Here is a 19996-nt window from a genome sequence, read left to right as displayed (position 1 = left end):
GTTTATTTAGCGAAACAAAAAAATAAATAAAAAAAAGCCATATATCAATAACTCTACATGGCTTTAATGAGGGCAACTTTACGCTGCCCTATCTCCTTGTTGGCTTAGACTAAATGTCGGTTTAGACTAAAACTAAGCCCTCTCGATTAAATCGAGCTTTGGTCGAAGTCGTTGCCTTGATCGGTTCCAGTTTGAGAATCTGAATCGAAGCTTCCAGAGTCGTCCGTGAAGTCGACACCTTGGTCTTGACCTCCCGCACTTGTCCAGTCGCTGCCACCAGATTCCATACCTGCCATGTCCGGTTGCTGTTCTTGCGTAGAGCCTTGCATGGTGTATTGATCATCGACCTCAACTTCAACAGAACCGCTAGCACCGTCTATTGAGCTACCCAATTCGTCGTAACCTTGGAATTGGATCTCGCTAGTACCTTCGTAACCTTCTGGAAGTTCAACAGATACAGGCTGCTCTAAGTTGCCACTGATTGTGAAGCTACCATCACCGTTATCCAGTGCGTTACTTACAGTAGCGCCCTCAGGTAAGCCAGACATATCAGCGTAATCAACCGATTCGTTACCACTCACCTCATCTGGAATCGAGATAGAGATGGTATCGCCCGGTGCCGCAGTTACATCTGCTGCGCTGTCTTCAGTTTCAGCATCTTGAGCTTGGTCATCAGCTTGTTGAGCCACTTCCACTTGTTGCTCTTCTGTTGCTTGAGCAGCTTGGACTTGTGGTTCATCACTTTGTACTGAATCATCTTCAACTTGGATGCTTAAGCTGTGACTTGATACTTCACCGCCGTCGTTAACTTCAACATTCATCGCTAAATTGCCATCGAAGTCTTCGTTCGGCCAGTAAGTCCACTCACCTTCACCTGATTCGGCAAAGAAGCCAGCATCGTTCGCGTCTGCAACATCAACAACTTGTGCAGAATCACTGACGCCTAACTCATCCACCAGCTGTGCATCCGTGATAGTTAGTGAACCATCATCAGCTAAGGTATAACCTTCGCTCGCCGCTGCTTCATCGCCACTTTGGATATCCACATTGAAGAAGCTTTCGATGCGATTTTCGCCATCGGTCGCTATAAACCCAACTTGAACATCGCCGGTGTAGTCTTCAGCAGGAGTGAATTGATAGTTACCTTGGTTATCGCTCTCAATTACGCCCTGACCTTCCATCAAGCTTACTGACTCAATGCTCAAGCTGTCGCCTTCTGCATCGCTCAGATTCGCTAACATGTCTTCATCAGTGAACGACAAGGTGGCATCCGCTGCGATTTCCGTCGTTGTGATGCTGTTAACTTCTGGTGCTGCATTCCCTTGCGAGCCACCTTCTTTCACGACTACGCCAGTTTGCTCATCATGAAGCACGCCATCTTTATCAACTACGTACGCAATGTCTGCTTCGCCCGTGAAGCCTGGTGCTGGTGTGAACGTCCAAGTGCCATCGCCATTATCGACAATCTCACCTTGGCTGCGGTCGGCAAGATGAACCAGTTTCACTTCATCATCGCTGTCTGCATCCACATTCTCAGCCAAACCAATTAGGTCGTCCGCCGTTAGGATGATGGAATCACCCGCCACAGTTTCGAAATCACCTGAATCGATACCATCATCAAACGCTTCCGGCTCATCTCCGTAATCAACCGTTGTTGCGCTTACGGTTACGAAGAACTCACCATGGAAGTCTTCAGGCGGCGTCATTTGAATGTTTGAGATATCCCAGTCGAACAGGTCGATGTATTGACCTGGCTCGGTGATCATCACGGTATTCACACCATCTGTTACCTCGAATCCAACAGGGAAACCTGTCATCACCAAGTTACTTAGTGTTTCTGAATCATCGACTAGGCCAACGTTCAGTCCCAAGTGACCCGTTTCATCTTCGCCGAAGACTAATGGACCGTCATGGTCAGTTGAAATAACCGCGCCATCTGCGACAGGACGTACGTACACAGGAACATCGAGAACCGTTTCGAACTCACCGTCACTCACGACAACTTGTAGGTCAGAAACACCCGCAAAGTCGCCTGTTGGTGTGAATGTCCAAGTACCATCACCGTTGTCTGTAACTTCTCCGCCATCTTCACCGTCTGCGGTGATAATGCGAGAAACAACAAGGTCTGCGGTATCAATGTCACCGAACAAGTTCATCAAGTCGCCAGCATCGAAGGTGAACGCGCCATCTTCGTCTGTGGTCATCATTGCGTTGCCGACATTGAATGGTGCGTCGTTAACCGGAATGACATCCACATTCAGCGAGCCATCAACCACTTCTTCACCGTCAGTAGCTTGATAACCGAGTTCTACTAAGCCATTAAAGTCTTGAGTAGTCACTAAGTGATACATGCCGTCTGGTTGCTGAGTTAAGGTCGCATTCGCTGGTGCTCGTACTGTGATGCTCTCAATGCTGATCTCGTCGCCATCAAGGTCTGTCACTTGACCCGCGATGTAAGCAGGGTCAATCACCATGACCACATCTTCTTCGCCTTGCATCTGAATGGTTGGCGCTTCAGGTGCATCATTCACTGGCGTAACATCGATGTTGCCGTCGACTGAAATTGTCTCTTGGCCATCGCTAACGTTAAACGTCATTGGCACATCGCCATTGAAGTTTTCGTTTGGTGTAAATGACCAAGTACCATCTTCGTTATCTAGCAACTCACCCAAGCTAGGGTCGATTTGTAGACCAGAAGCCGACAGCTCGTCTGCGGTGTTATCGATGTCGGTAGCTTGAGCTAACAACATGTCTTGTGTGATTAGGATGGTGCTGTCTTCGGCTGTGGTTAATTTCACATCCTCAGATTCAGGTCCATCGTTCACAGCCAGAACTTCGATACCTGCCGTTGTTGTTGCCGTTGCACCGTCATCATCGGTCACAACCACATCTAGGCTGATATCACCATTAAAGTTCTCGTTTGGAGTGAAGGTCACAGACCCATTATCGTTTTGAACCAAGGTGCCGTCAGAGCCTGAGTAAGTCACGCTTTCAAGCGACACTTCACCATCAACGTCAGAGCTATTAGCAATTAACTGCTCAGGGCTGATTGTGATGGTGCCATCTTCGTTCATTTGGTAAGACGTAGAACCCGCTACCGGCGCATCGTTAACATCCGTTACCGTCACACCAATATTGGCATCGACTGTCTCAGTGCCATCAGTCACTGTGAAGCCTAGGTTGACATCGCCATTGAAGTTCTCGTTCGGAGCAAAGCTATAAGTGCCGTCACCGTTATCAGTGAACACACCTTCTGCGCCCGTGTAAGACACGTCAACGATAGACAGGTCATCGCCGTCAATGTCTGCAGCACCTGCTAGTAGGTCTGCATCCGTGAAGATTAGCGTTCCATCTTCCTCAACAGTAAAGTTTTGGTCTTCTGCTGTTGGTAGGTCATTGACTGGGTTAACCGTTAGGTCGACTCCAGCTTGAACAGTTTCAAGGCCATCTGACACATCGAAGCTCAAATCAATGTCACCGTTGAAATCAGCATCCGGAGTGATAGTAAATGAACCATCTTCGTTCGCTGTTACGGTCGCATTGTCACCTGCAGATAGGTTGCTTGCGGTTAGTGCATCACCATCAACATCGGATGCGTTAGCCAGCAACTGCTCTTGAGATAGCGTAATTGAACCGTCTTCATCAACCGAGTAAGCCACGTTTCCGGCCACTGGTGCGTCGTTAACTGCAATAACTTCAATACCAGCGGTGGTTTGAGCGGTAGCACCGTCGTCATCAATAACCGTCACATCAAGGTTGATGTCGCCGTTAAAGTTTTCGTTTGGTGCGAACGTTACCGAACCATCTTCATTTTGAACCAAGATACCGTCTGCACCTGAGTAGCTCACGCTATCAAGCGACACTTCACCGTCCACATCGGAGCTGTTAGCAATCAACTGCTCAGGGCTCAATGTGATGGTGCCATCTTCGTTCATTTGGTAAGACGTTGCGCCTGCTACAGGTGCATCGTTAACGTCTGTTACCGTTACGTCGATGTTTGCATCGACCGTCTCTGTACCATCAGATACTGAGAAGTCCAGACTTACGTCACCGTTAAAGTTCTCGTTCGGTGCAAAGGTGTAAGTGCCATCGCCATTGTCGGTGAACACACCCTCTGCGCCAGTGTAAGACACGTCGGCAACTGAAAGCTCATCACCATCAATATCAGAAGCACCCGCTAGCAGTTGCTCGTCTGTAAAGGTAAGTGAACCGTCTTCTTCAATGGTGTAAGCGACATCTTCAACAACTGCGATGTCATTCACTGGATTCACAGTAAGGTCGGCTGTTGCAACAACCGTTTCAGTACCATCAGAAAGGTCGAAGCTTAGGTCAATATCGCCATTGAAATCGGCATCCGGGGTAATGGTAAATGAACCATCATCGTTTGCCGTAACCGTCGCGTTATCACCTGCGGTTAGGTTGGCAGCGGTAAGATCATCACCGTCCACATCTGATGCTTGAGCAAGCAGTTGCTCTTGGCTTAGCGTGATTGAACCATCTTCATCCACTGAGTAAGCCAAGTCACCTGACACTGGTGCATCGTTGACTGCGATAACATCTATACCCGCAGTCGTTTGAGCGGTTGCACCGTCTTCATCTGCAACGGTTACATCTAGGCTGACATTGCCGTTGAAGTTTTCATTTGGTGCGAAGCTGTAAGTACCATCACCATTGTCAGTAAAGATACCGTCTGCGCCTGAGTAGGAAACATCGCTAACGGATACATCACCTTCAATGTCTGAGCTGTTCGCAAGGAGTTGCGCTTCAGAGATGGTAATCACATTATCTTCGTCAACGCTGTAGGTCGTTGAACCTGCAACCGGCAAGTCATTAACAGCAATGACGTCGATACCTGCGGTTGTTTCAGCGGTTGCGCCATCTTCATCCATAACAGATACATCAAGACTGATGTCACCGTTAAAGTTTTCGTTTGGAGCAAAGGTGTAAGTACCATCACCATTATCAGTGAATACACCATCAGGGCCGCTGTAGCTTACATCGCTGACAAACACTTCCCCTTCAACATCCGAGCTATTCGCTAGAAGTTGTGCATCGCTTAGGGTGATACTGCCGTCTTCTTCAACACTGTAAGTCGTAGAACCCGCTACCGGTACGTCGTTGATTGGAACCACTTGAACATCAATATTCGCCGATACAACATCTGTACCATCACTCACATCGTAGGTTAGGTCGACATTACCATTGAAGTTCTCGTTTGGAGCAAAGGTATAAGTACCGTCGCCGTTATCCGTGAACACACCGTCTGTACCTTCGTAGTTAACCGACTCGACAGAAAGATCATCGCCGTCAATATCCGTTGCACCAGCCAATAGCTGTTCATCGGTAAAGGTCAGCGAACCATCTTCATTAATGGTGTAGTCGTGGTCGTAAATAACCGAAAGGTCGTTAACTGCTGTTACAGTAACGTCTAGTTCCGCAGGCGTAACCCCGCCGTTACCATCGTCCACGTTGTAACTAATCGAGAATTCACCATTGAAGTTCTCTTCCGGTGTAATGGTGTAAGTACCATCACCATTGTCAGTGATAAGAGCGTTCTCAATTGAAACATCTCCAACACTTGGTTCGTTACCACCCGTTTCACCAGAATCATCACCTTCCTCGCCGGTTAGCAATTCAGAGATATCAATGCCGTTTTCATTCGCAAGCGCTTCTTCTGCCGTTGGTAAATCAAACGCATTCTCGCTGCCTACATCTTGGCTTGGAACAATAACGCCATTCACGATATCAAATACATGCCAATGGTCACCTGATGGGTTATCAGATAAATCTGGGCTGAAGGTTTCAACCAATGTATCGCCTACAAACACCTGAACTTGTACATCTTCAACACCATCTACATCCCAACTTCTGCTGGTGTAGTTGTGTACTGAATAGTGCATGTCCGCATCTTGGTAGTTTGGAATGGTGATGGTTTCAGGGCCGCCACCATTTGTGTCATCTACATCTTGTTGAACAACGTTACCTTCACCAAGATCATGGCTCATGTCGCGATAGTAAATATGGTCTAGCTCATTGCCATTCTCTGTATCGTAGAGCCATAGGTGGTTGTCCATATCACGTGGACTGTCGCCCCATGTGACCACGATACGCATATCTGTTTCTTCAAGTACTTCCGATATTGCGGTTACGCCGCCATTCACATCTTCGCCCGCAGGGACTAGGAAGCTACTGGTAATTGAACCTTCTTGTTCAATGGTTACCGTGCCTTGGTCAACGACTGAACCTGTAACAGAGTAATTACCTGAATCATCCGTTACTGTGGTGTAGCTATTGCCAGCGCTGTCGGTCAGGGTGACTTCTGCACCAGACACTGGATTACTGGTTTCAGCGTCCAACACTGTACCGGTTACGGTTGTTTCATCGCCCTGTTCTCCAATAATTGCGGTCATGTCATCGTCTTCGATGTCAGTCGCGAATTGTAGGAGCTCTTCTTGAGTAATGGTGTATGAACCATCTTCTTCAATGGTTATCGCCACATCAGCAGAAACAATCGGTGCGTCGTTCACTGGGTCAACGGTTAAGCCTAAGTTAGCGGCAATTGGAGTGTCGCCATCGCTGATGCTGTAGGCAACATCGATGTAGCCATTGAAGTTTTCGCTTGGAGTGATTGAGAACGTGCCATCGCCATTGTCGACAATCGTTGCATCGTCACCCACTAAGGTTAAGTCGGAAGCGACAAGGTCGTCGCCCTCAATATCAGCGGCATTCGCAAGTAGCTGCTCCTGCGTGATAGTGATGACATGATCTTCATCAACGTTCGCGTAAACATCAGATGTCGTTGGCAAGTCATTGACTGGGTTTACCGTCAGATCGGCGTTCGCCACAATTGACTCAGTGCCGTCTGAAATATCAAAGCTTAGGTCGATATCGCCATTGAAGTTAGCATCTGGCGTTACCGTAAAGGTGCCATCGCCATTATCAACAACAGTTGCATTATCGCCTGCGCTTAGGTTGCTTGCGGTCAGGTCATCGCCATCCACATCAGATGCTTGAGATAGCAACTGCTCTTGAGTCAGAGTAATCGAACCATCTTCATCAATGCTGTATGCCAAGTCACCCGATACTGGTGGATCATTAATTGGAAGAACATCAATACTTGCGCTGGTGGCTACTGTCGCACCGTCTTCATCTGTCACCACTACATCGAGGCTAACATCGCCATCGAAGTTTGCGTTCGGTGCAAAGCTGAATGTGCCGTTGCCGTTGTCAGTAAAGATACCGTCAGCGCCTGTGTAAGTAACACTATCAATCGCCACTTCACCTTCAATATCAGAAGAGTTCGCCAACAGTTGCTCTGCACTGATGGTGATAACTTCATCTTCGTTGACTGAGTAACTGGTTGAGCCTGCGATTGGCGGATCGTTCACCTCAAGTACAGTGATTCCCGCGGTAGTCGCTTCTGTTGCCCCTTCTTCATCGGTAACAACAACCGCTAAACTCACATCTCCATTGAAGTTCTCGTTTGGAGAGAAGGTGTAAGTGCCGTCACCGTTGTCTTCGAACACACCATCACTGCCAGTGTAAGTCACGCTATCAATCGCAACCTCACCTTCAATATCTGAAGAGTTGGCTAATAGCTGTTCGTTACTGATCGTGATTGAGTTGTCTTCATGCACAGTGTAAGACGTGCTACCCGCCACTGGTGGATCGTTCTCAGGCGTCACGCTCACATCAATGTTGGCTTGAACCGTATCCGTGCCATCTGACACATCAAAGCTGAAGTTCACATCACCATTGAAGTTCTCGTTTGGCGCAAAGCTGTAGCTTCCGTCACCATTGTCAGTAAGCACACCATCAGCACCAGTGTATGTCACACCTTCGACTGTTAGGTCGTCACCTTCAACATCCGTTGCACCCGTTAACAGGTCTGCGTCAGTGAAGTTAAGAACCCCATCTTCACCAATAGTGAATGCTTGATCTTGTGGCTCTGGCGCATCATTGACAGGTGTTACCGTCAAGTCTAGGCCAGCAGCGACCATGTCCTCTCCATCGGTGACATCGTAACTAAATTCGATATTACCGTTGAAGTTTTCACTCGGTGTAATGGTGAAACTGCCATCGTCGTTCATTTGAACGGTCGCATTTTCATCATTGGTGGTTAGGTTGATTGCTGATAGGTCATCACCATCAATGTCGACAGCGTGCTCTAGCAACTGCTCTTGAGTTAACGTGATGCTGTTATCTTCGGCTGTAACGGCACTAATATCACCGTCAACTTCTGGAGCATCGTTCGCAGGTGAGATGTGAATCGTCACGTCTTGCGTAGCTGTTGCGGTTGTACCGGTATCAACATCTGTTGATGTTGCATTCACAGTTAGAACCACATCACCATTGAAGTCACCTGAAGGGATAAACTCTAGCCCTTCTAGCTCGCCTGGTTGCAATGACCAAGTGCCATCACCGTTATCGGTACCTGCAGAAAGCGAGCTGCCTTCTGGCACGTCTTCAATCAAGATAGCAAGGTTTTCTGAGCCATCGGTATCTGTTAGAGCTGCATCAATATCAAGTGGTACAGGTGTGTCTTCAGTACCAATGATTTGGTAATCCGCGTCAGACACTGTGATTTCGATGTTGTCGATACCAAACGCCTCGTCACTCACACCTTGGTTCAAGGTTGAACCGAAGCCTAACTCAAGTTGGCCGTCTTCAACGGGTACCGTTAGGTTGATTTGATGTGCTTGGTCGTTCCAACCACTGAAGCCTTCACCTTGCGACACGCCGTGAACAACTTCACCGACTTCATTGCCCGCTGAATCGTACAACGTTGTAGTGCCATCTTGAGTTTGGAACGCCGAGTTATCTAACGAAGTAAGCTCTTCGCCGCCGACAAAGATTTGGAATGACTCACCATCCCAAGAATCAATTTCGTAGAAACTGAACGAGATATTAACTTCGCTCACATCACTTGGAATGTCGTAAGTTTTGCTGACAGCTTCATCGCCACCAGTGCCACCAATACGACCTAGCATGTCACCTGATTCGAAGCCTTGTGAGCTTTCAGTACCGGTATTCCAGCCGTTTGAGCCAGACTCGAAGTTGTCAGAAGCAATCACTAGGTCAGAAGCAATCGACAGCTCTGGCATATCAACCACAGATTGAACATCAATCGTCGCTTCTGCTGGTACTGTCGCTGTACCGTCATTCACGTCGAACGTCACGTTCACATTGCCGTCGAAGTTTTCATTCGGTGCGAATGTGTAAGTACCGTCGCCGTTATCAACCAAAGTACCGCTATCTGAAGCCACATTTTCAACCGATAGGTTATCGCCATCAATGTCGCCCGCATTTTGCAGCAGTTGCTCTTCTGTAAAGGTAAAGCTGGTGTCTTCTTGAGTCACAAACTGTGGCTCACCGACTGTTGGCAAGTCATTGACAGGGTTAACGGTAAGATCAGCCGTTGCTTGAAGCGTCGCATCGCCATCGGTAATGTCGAAGTTCAAATCAATGTCGCCATTGAAGTTAGCATCTGGCGTGATAGTGAAACTACCATCATCGTTTGCTGTAACTGTCGCATCACCACCAACGGTTAGGTTAGCCGCTGTTAAGTCATCGCCATCAACATCACTCGCTTGAGCAAGTAATTGCTCTTGGCTCAAGGTAATTGAGCCATCTTCGTCCACGCTGTACGCCAAGTCGCCCGATACCGGAGCATCGTTAACAGGCAGAACATCAATGCTTGCGTTGGTCGCTACGGTTGCGCCTTCTTCATCAGTAACGACAACATCAAGGCTTACGTCGCCATCGAAGTTAGCGTTAGGTGCGAAGCTGAATGTTCCGTCACCATTGTCGGTAAAGATACCGTCTGAACCTGTGTAGTTAACGCTATCAATCGCCACTTCACCTTCGATATCAGAAGCGTTTGCCAACAGTTGCTCTGAACTGATGGTGATAACTTCGTCCTCGTTGACTGAGTAGCTGGTTGAGCCTGCGATTGGTGGATCGTTCACCTCAAGTACAGTAATACCCGCGGTGGTCGCTTCAGTTGCGCCCTCTTCATCAGTTACGACAACATCAAGGCTAACTTCGCCGTTGAAGTTTTCGTTTGGTGAGAAGGTGTAAGTACCGTCACCGTTGTCTTCAAAGACACCGTCAGCGCCAGTGTAAGTCACGCTATCGACTGCCACATCACCTTCAATGTCAGAAGAGTTAGCAAGTAACTGTTCGTCGCTGATGGTAATTGAGTTGTCTTCATGAACGGTGTAAGACGTGCTACCTGCAACCGGTGGATCGTTCTCTGGTGTCACGCTGACATCAATGTTGGCTTGAACCGTATCCGTGCCATCTGACACATCAAAACTGAAGTTCACATCACCATTGAAGTTCTCGTTTGGCGCAAAGCTGTAGCTTCCGTCGCCATTGTCAGTAAGAACACCGTCGGCACCTGTGTAAGTCACGCCTTCAACCGATAGGTCATCCCCATCGATATCGGTAGCACCTGTTAGCAAGTCTTCATCTGTGAAGTTCAAGATGCCGTCTTCGCCAATGCTGAACGTTTGATCTTGTGGTTGTGGAAGGTCATTGACTGGGTTAACGGTTAGGTCAGCCGTCGCAACGAGCGTGTCTGTACCGTCGCTAATGTCGAACGTTAGGTCAATGTCACCATTGAAGTTCGCATCTGGCGTAATGGTAAAGCTGCCGTCATCGTTAGCAACAACCGTCGCGTCTCCATCAACAATCAAGTTAGAAGCAGTAAGGTCGTCTCCGTCTACATCGCTTGCTTGAGAAAGAAGCTGCTCTTGGCTCAAGGTAATCGAACCGTCTTCCTCAACACTGTATGCCAGGTCGCCTGATACTGGCACGTCGTTGATTGGTAATACATCAACCGTAATAAACGTATCAACTTGAGCGCCGTCTTCATCTTGAATGGTCACATCCAACTGCACTTGGCCGTTGAAGTTTTCATTCGGAGCGAAGCTACATGTACCGTCACCATTGATTGAGAAGATACCGTCTGGGCCATCGTAGTTGATCTCAACAAGCTCAACATCACCTTCAATATCAGAAGCGTTCAGCAGAACTTGAGACTCATTGAAAGTCAGTACTGAATCTTCATCGATGGTGTATGACGTTGGGCCAGCAACAGGCGGATCGTTCACCTCAAGGACAGTAATACCCGCAGTTGTTGCTTCGGTCGCGCCATCTTCATCCGTCACGACAACATCTAGGCTAACTTCGCCATTAAAGTTCTCGTTTGGCGAGAAGGTGTATGTACCGTCACCGTTGATTTCCAGAACACCGTCGCTACCACTGTAAGTCACGTTATCAATTGCGACTTCGCCTTCGATATCCGAAGAGTTCGCTAGCAGTTGTTCGTTACTGATTGTAATAGAGTTGTCTTCATGAACCGTGTAAGACGTACTACCCGCAACCGGAGGATCATTCTCTGGCGTCACGCTCACATCAATGTTAGCGGTTACCGTATCGGTTCCATCTGATACATTGAACGAGAAGTTGACATCGCCATTGAAGTTTTCGTTTGGCGCGAAGCTGTATGTGCCATCGCCATTGTCGGTTAGGACACCATCTGCGCCAGTGTAAGTTACACCTTCAACACTTAGGTCGTCCCCTTCAATGTCCGTCGCACCTGTTAATAGGTCTTGGTCATTGAAGGTTAACACGCCATCTTCGCCGACTGTGAATGCCTGGTCTTGTGCTTCTGGACCATCGTTCACTGGTGAAACTGTTAGCTCTAGGTTGGTAGAGACAACATCATCACCATCAGACACATCAAACGTAAAGCTAACATCGCCATTGAAATCAGCATCTGGCGTTAATGTGTACGTACCATCACCGTTATCGGTAATCGTAACGCTCTCATCATCGGTCGCTAAATTCAGAGCCGTCAGCTGGTCGCCATCGAGATCTCGAGCATTAGCTAACAAGTCTTCTTGCGTAATGGTGATAGAACCATCTTCTTCTACTGTTGCTGCAACAGGCAGCGCTTCAGGTGCGTGCTCAATGTGCGCGCCTGTCGCGTTAATGTAGATGGTTTGAGAGACCGTTTCAGAATCATCATTCGATAGCTCTGTTGCGGTTGCCGTTACATGAACTTCAAACTGTTCGTTGAAGTCTTCTGGTAACTGGATTTGTAGTGAATTTTCGATAGCCGTTGTCGGTAAGTTCACCGTACCATCAGGGCCAACCGTTACTTCACCGCTGTAGATTTGGCTGTTCACTTCACCCACATCGATTGTGAAGTTGAAATCTGTGTAGTCAGCATCACCGCCGCCATACAAATCTTCAAAGCCGTAAACCAGCTCGCCGTCTTCATTAACCGTCGTGCGAGTATGTTCGATACCATCTTGGTTTAGCTGAGAGCTTGAACCACCATGGAAGATCGCGTCACCATTCTGGCCTTGAATCACTGTCTCGGTTCCATCAGCAGCCACAAAGACAAGTTGAGGATCAACCGTATCCATGTTCGCAGGCGAACCATCCTCAGCACGGAACTCGTACTGACCGTCTTGCATCGCATCAAAGTCGTTGTGCTGATGTCCGTTTGGAATTAAGAACAGGTTAAAGCTTTCGCCTTCCTCGACTTGGAAGCTGAATTGATCTTGCCCTGGAACAAGGTCGCCGCCACCACCAACTTGTGATGCGTTTTCGTAAACAACTTCAACACCTGTGATGTTGCCGTCTTCGTCTACTTTGTAGTAACCCGCAGCGTTTTGGTAGCCAGCCGTCTCACCTTCAAACGTTACTGTGATTTCAGTGTCGTTGTAACTGGTGATACCGTTCTCTTGGTCATTCAGAACGCCTTCGTTATCGTATTGAATAACCGAACCTTCTGGCACACCATCTACTGTAACAGTGAGTGTTTCAGACAAGTCTTGGTCGACAAGTGCCGCCGCAATGTTCAGTTCAACAATGCCGCCTGGCTCAACCAAAATAGCTTGGTCATCAACGTTAACGCCGTCGCCATCGGTTATCACAAGATCCGGCGCATCCGCGACTGCTTCAATATGAACGTTAAGGTCTTGTTCAACCTCATCCGTACCGTCTGTTACCGTAAAGCTGAACTGCAGATCACCACTGAAGTGCTCTTCAGGAACGAAGCTGAACGTGCCGTCACCATTGTCGGTGACTGTGCCTTCATCGCCAGAGTAATTGATGCTAGTAACGCTTAGGTCATCGCCATCAATATCAATCGCACCACTCAACAGATCTTCTTGAGTGAACAGGATGCTGCCATCTTCTTCAATGTGGTACATGCCTGGAGCAACAATTGGAATGTCATTCACCGGATTAACGGTCAATGTCATATCATTAGACGTGCTCAGCTCACCATCGCTCACCTCATAAGTGAATGCAATATCACCGTTGAAGTTTTCAGAAGGTGTCACTGTGTACGTGCCATCACCATTGTCTACAATGCTGGCGTTCGGATCATTGGTTTCAAGCGAAGAAGCAAATAGCTCATCGCCATCTTGGTCGCTCGCGTTCTCCAACAACATTTCTTGTGTAACGAGGATTGAACCATCTTCGTCGACATCTGCCACCATTGGCGTCGCTTCTGGCGCATCGTTGACGAACTCAACTTTTAGGTCGATGTTTGCGGCAACCACATCAGTGCCATCGCTCACATCAAACGCTAAGTCAACGTTACCGAAGAAGCCCTGCTCTGGTGTTAATGTGTATGTTCCATCGCCATTGTCTGTGACTTCTACCGTGTCGCTTGCACTCGTCACATTCACAACTGACAGTTCGTCGCCTTCAATGTCTGTCGCTTGTGCTAATAGTTCAGCTTCGGTAATGGTAATCGCTTGACCGTCTTCCGTAGTGAAAGACATGTCAGGCACGTCTGGAGCATCGTTGATAGGGTTTACGGTTAGGTTGAGGTCAGCCGCAACAGTTTCGATCGCGTCAGTGACATCATAAGTAAACTCAATCTCACCAAAGAAATCTGCACTTGGTGTAATAGTGAAGCTACCGTCTGGGTTTTCTACAACAACCGCATTTGGATCGTTGGTCGCAAAGTTAACCGCTTCAAGGTTATCGCCATCTACATCGGTTGCATTCGCTAACAGATCCTCTTGAGTGATAGTGATTGAACCATCTTCATCAACAGCGGCTTCAATTGGACCACCAACCTCTGGGCCTTCATTGACAATTTCAACGTCAACTCTTGCTGTACTTGGTGCGCTTGCTTGGCCATCACTGATATCGAAAGTCAGATTCACTTCACCGTAGAAGTCTTCTGCAGGTTCGAAGGTAAAGGTATTATCACCGTTATCCGTTAACGTACCTTGCGTTTGGTCTGCAAGTAATAGGTTTTCGACATGAAGAATGTCGCCATCAACATCGGTAGCACCAGACAATAGGTCTTTCGCTTCGATGATCATGGAGCCGTTTTCAAGCATTTGGGTGTGCAATGGTTCACCCGGAACCGGCACATCATTGACTGGTACGACCGTTAGGTCTAGATGCGTTGCAACTTCATCAGTTCCATCAAACACCTTGTAGTCGATGTCGATTTCACCATTGAAGTTTTCATTCGGCATGAAGGTAAACGTACCATCGCCGTTATCAACTAGCTCACCGTTATCACCACCGTAAGTGATGTCAGAAATAGACAGCGTATCGCCTTCCACATCTGTGGTGTTCGCTAGCAAGTCATCTGCACTGAACGTGATACCTTCATCTTCATCTGTCGATAGAACAATCGGGCCAGAAACGATTGGCGCATCATTTACTGATTCGAAATTGATATTGATGATATTGCTGTCTGTCAGCTCACCATCGGTAACTTGGTAACCAAGTTCGATTTCACCATGGAAGTTTTCATCCGGTGTTACCGTCCAAGTGCCATCACCATTATCGGTGAGTGTTGCATGCTCTGAGTTTTCACCCACTAGCTCTAGATTTTCAATATCAAGGTCGTCGCCATCAATATCAGATGCTTGCGCCAGTAGTTGCTCTTCGGTAATCACAACCGAAGCAAACTGGGCAGAACCATCGGTATCGACAGTAATATTCGGAAGATCAGCCGTTAACTCGATTTCGTTGTCACCCGCATGGATATTCAACTCAACCGTTTCAGTAATCTCTGAACCATCTACACCAATCGATGTAAACACCGCTTCATCATGACAAGTTTGTGACACTGTCATGTTTTGAACGACGTAAGTACCATTACCTTGCACGGTACCAAGCTCAAAGTAGGACACTGGTTGATCAACCGTTAGCGTGTAATCTGTCTCGAAAGTACCACGGTCTTCTTTGTGGTAAGTCATCGAGTCAATTAGGTCGCCATCCTCATTGAACGCTTTGATTTCTACTTCGGTAAAGTGACGAGACTCTTCCATGAACCAGCCACCCAAACCATCTAGGTGGAAACTGATTTCATTGATGTCTTGACCTTCAACTGAAACCGTCAGTTTCTCATCACCACTTAAGCCTTGGCGGTCAGTATCACCGATACCATGACCAATGTGGGTGTTGCCATTCCAGGCACCAAGAGGGTCATCGTTACTTTGAACAGTTACCGTTAAGTCACCATCTGAGAACTCACGCGTATAAGGGTCAACTTCTGTACCCCAATCATCCACACTCGCGTTATCGTCAAACGTACCGATTTGTGTGGTGTGTGTACCTTCAGCAAGAGCATCTTCACTTGGAACAAAGCGCACTTCGGTATCTGCAGGAACTTCTTGTCCTACTTCCAGTACCACCCATTCGTCATTCACATTTGCTTCAATGATGCCGTTTTCTGGCGCTTGGTCTAAACGTAGTGCTGGTTCTTCACGAAGTGTCACACCAACTGTTTGGTCTTCTTGCGCTTGGATGAAGATTTCATCGCCCGCTTCTGGCGCATCGTTGACAGGGTTAACCGTCAAGTCGAGTGTCGTCAGAACTTCATTCTCACCATCACTGATGCTGTATGTGAAGTCCAACTCGCCATTGAAGTTTTCTGTGTGCGTAATAGTGAATGAACCATCGTCATTAGTAACAATTGTCGCATCTGGATCGTTGGTTTGTAGGTTAGATGCCGTTAACTCATCACCTTCAACATCGGTCGCATTAGCGAGTAACTGCTCTTGAGTAATGGTGATTGAATTATCTTCATCGACTTCAGCCTGAATGCCCGAAGTTTCAGGTCCGTCATTCACAGCGATAACATCGATGCCAGCGGTTGTGGTTGCGGTTGCACCGTCTTCGTCAACGACAACAACGTCTAGTGAAATATCACCATCGAAGTTTTCATTTGGCGTAAAGGTGTAAGTACCATTGCCATTATCAACAAAAGAGCCGTCATCACCGGAGTACGATACTCCAGACAGTGAAACATCACCTTCTACATCGGAAGAGTTTGCCAATAATTGCTCATCACTGATCGTGATTTGGCCATCTTCTTGAACTGTGTACGATGTTGAGCCCGCTACTGGTGGATCATTCTCAGGCGTTACGCTGACATCAATAACAGCTGATGTTGAATCAGTACCGTCAGAGACATCGAATGAGAATTGAACATCACCATTGAAGTTCTCGTTTGGAGCAAAGCTATATGTGCCGTCGCCATTATCGCTAAGAACACCATCTGCACCTGTGTAAAGTACGTTTTCAATCGACAGTTCATCACCATCAATATCCGACGCACCTGCAAGCAGGTCAGCATCGGTGAAGAGTAACGTACCGTCTTCTTCAATCGTGAACTGTTGATCTTGCGCTTGTGGCAAGTCATTAACCGGATTCACGGTAATGTCTAGGCCAACTTGAACTGAACCACCATCGTTATCGATGATATCGAAGTTCAGATCTAGGTCACCGTTGTAATCTGCGTTCGGTGTGATGGTGTAGCTGCCATCATCATTGTGTTGGATGGTCGCATTTTCATCAGTAGATAGATTGATAGCTTCTAAGTTATCGCTATCGATATCACCTGCTCTTGCTAGCAATTGCTCTTGGCTTAGCGTGATGGAGCTATCTTCATTGATGGTGTAAGCCAAATCGCCCGATACTGGCGCATCATTGATTGGCAATACATCAACGTTAATGTGTGTTTCAACCGTTGCGCCATCTTCATCTTGAATGGTCACACCCAGTTGAACCTGACCATTGAAGTTTTCGTTGGGTGCAAAGCTGCATGTACCATCACCATTTACAGTGAAGATACCGTCAGAGCCATCGTAGTTAATGCCAACAAGTTCTACATCGCCTTCGATATCCGAAGCATTCACAAGAATCTGAGATTCACTGAACGTCAGAACCGAATCTTCGTCAATGGTGTATGACGTTGGACCCGCAACTGGTGGATCGTTCACTTCAAGAACGGTAATACCTGCTGTGGTTTCATCAATTGCACCTTCTTCATCTGCAACAATCACATCAAGGCTGATATCACCGCTGAAGTTTTCATTAGGAAGGAAGGTATAGCTGCCATCGCCGTTATCTTGGAACACACCATCAGTGCCACTGTAAGTCACAGTATCAACCGACACCGCACCTTCAATATCCGAAGAGTTAGCTAGCAACTGTTCATCAGAAATTGTGATGGCATTGTCTTCATTGACCATGTATGAGGTTGAACCCGCAACTGGCGGATCGTTCTCAGGAGTCACACTCACATCAATGTTAGCGCTGACTGTTTCTGTGCCATCAGACACATCGAAACTGAAGTTCACATCGCCATTGAAGTTTTCATTTGGCGCAAAGGTATAAGTACCATCACCGTGGTCGGTCAGTACGCCATCACCACCTGTATAGCTAATACCTTCAACGGTTAAGTCGTCGCCATCAATATCGGTGGCACCGGTAAGTAAGTCGGCGTCTGTAAATTGAAGCGTACCGTCTTCTGCGATACTGAATTGTTGGTCTTGAGGAACCGGCAAGTCATTAACTGGGTTAACAGTAAGATCGGCGGTTGCTTGAACCGTGTCAGTACCGTCAGTGATGTTGAATTGAATATCAATGTCACCATTGAAGTTCGCATCTGGTGTGATGGTGAAACTGCCGTCATCATTAGCTACAACCGTCGCATCACCACCAACTGTTAAGTCACTTGCGGTTAGATCTTCGCCTTCTACATCGGACGCTTGAGACAACAGCTGATCTTGGCTCAGTGTGATTGAACCATCTTCGTTAACGTTGTAAGCCAAATCACCAGACACTGGCGCATCATTGATTGGTAATACGTCAACATTGATGACGGTTTCCACTTCTGCACCATCTTCATCACGAATGGTGACATCAAGCTGAACTTGGCCATTAAAGTTCTCATTCGGAGCGAAGCTACAAGTGCCATCACCATTTACTGAGAAGATACCTTCAGGGCCATCGTAGCTAATACCAACAAGCTCAACATCCCCTTCTACATCTGAGGCATTAAGCAACACTTGAGACTCACTGAAGGTCAGTACTGAGTCTTCATCAATGGTGTAAGACGTTGGGCCTGCAACCGGCGGATCGTTCACTTCAAGAACATTGATACCCGCAGTCGTCGCGTCCGTCGCACCATCTTCATCAGCAACAACCACATCCAGTGCAATTTCACCGCTGAAGTTCTCATTTGGTGAGAAGGTATAAGTGCCGTTACCATTGATTTCAAGGACACCGTCACTACCAGAGTAAGTTACGCTGTCTATCGATACATCACCTTCAATATCTGAAGATGTTGCCAATAGTTGTGCATCAGAAATAGTAATCGAGTTATCTTCATTTACGGTGTAAGACGTCGAACCCGCAACTGGAGGATCATTTTCCGGAGTCACGCTAACATCAATGTTTGCCGACACTGTGTCAGAACCATCAGACACATCGAAGCTGAAGTTCACATCGCCATTGAAGTTCTCATTTGGCGCAAAGCTATAAGAGCCATCACCATTATCGGTCAATACGCCATCAGTGCCTTCATAAGAGATCCCTTCAACTGTTAAGTTATCTCCCTCAACATCAGTAGCACCGTTTAGTAGGTCTGCATCGGTAAAGACAAGCGTACCGTCTTCTTCAATACTGAACTCTTGGTCTTGAGGAACTGGTAAGTCATTGATTGGATTAACAGTTAAGTCAGCAGAGGCTTGAACCGTGTTAGTGCCATCAGAGATATCAAAGCTGATGTCGATGTCACCGTTAAAGTTTTCATCCGGTGTTATGGTGAAACTACCATCATCGTTTTGCGTAACCGTCGCATCACCATCAACCGTTAGGCTGCTAGCAGTTAAGTCGTCACCCTCTACGTCAGAAGCTTGGGATAGCAACTGTTCTTGGCTTAAACGAATCGAACCGTCTTCATCAACTGAGTAAGCTAAATCGCCAGATACCGGTGCATCATCCACCGCAGTAACACTCACATCGATGTTTGCAGAAACAATATCGGTACCATCAGACACATCGAAGCTAAAGTTTACATCGCCATTGAAGTTCTCATTTGGTGCAAAGGTGTATGTACCATTGCCATTGTCGGTGAGAATGCCGTCACCGCCATCATAAGTTACCCCTTCAACCGATAGGTTATCGCCTTCAATGTCCGTAGCACCTGTTAGTAGGTCTGCATCAGTAAAGATGAGCGTACCGTCTTCTTCTACGCTGAATTGTTGGTCTTGTGGAACCGGTAAATCATTAATTGGGTTAACAGTTAGATCAGCAGAAGCTTGAACCGTGTTAGTGCCATCAGAGATATCAAAGCTGATATCGATGTCACCATTAAAGTTCTCATCCGGTGTAATCGTGAAGCTGCCGTCATCATTAGCTACAACCGTCGCATCTCCACCAACCGTTAGGCCGCTAGCAGTAAGGTCATCGCCCTCTACGTCAGATGCTTGTGATAGCAATTGCTCTTGGCTTAAACGGATAGAACCGTCTTCATCGATTGAGTACGCTAGGTCACCCGATACAGGCGCATCATCAACGGCAGTTACGCTTACGTCGATGTTGGCAGAGACCGTATCGGTGCCGTCTGATACATCAAAACCGAAGTTTACGTCGCCATTGAAGTTTTCATTCGGTGCGAAGGTGTATGTGCCATTACCGTTGTCGGTAA

General features: G+C 47.3%; 1 protein-coding gene. It reads right to left on the bottom strand.

Annotated features, from left to right (window positions below):
- Positions 1 to 146 precede the first annotated feature (146 nt).
- On the bottom strand, positions 147 to 19996 hold a 19850-nt coding region (locus AB6E52_RS14605; protein ID WP_372189958.1), incomplete at its 5' end, for a tandem-95 repeat protein.

This window comes from Vibrio sp. 10N.247.311.13, assembly GCF_041467595.1.
In the GTDB taxonomy this organism is placed as follows: domain Bacteria; phylum Pseudomonadota; class Gammaproteobacteria; order Enterobacterales; family Vibrionaceae; genus Vibrio; species Vibrio crassostreae_C.
This window is presented reverse-complemented; position numbering and strand designations above follow the sequence as displayed.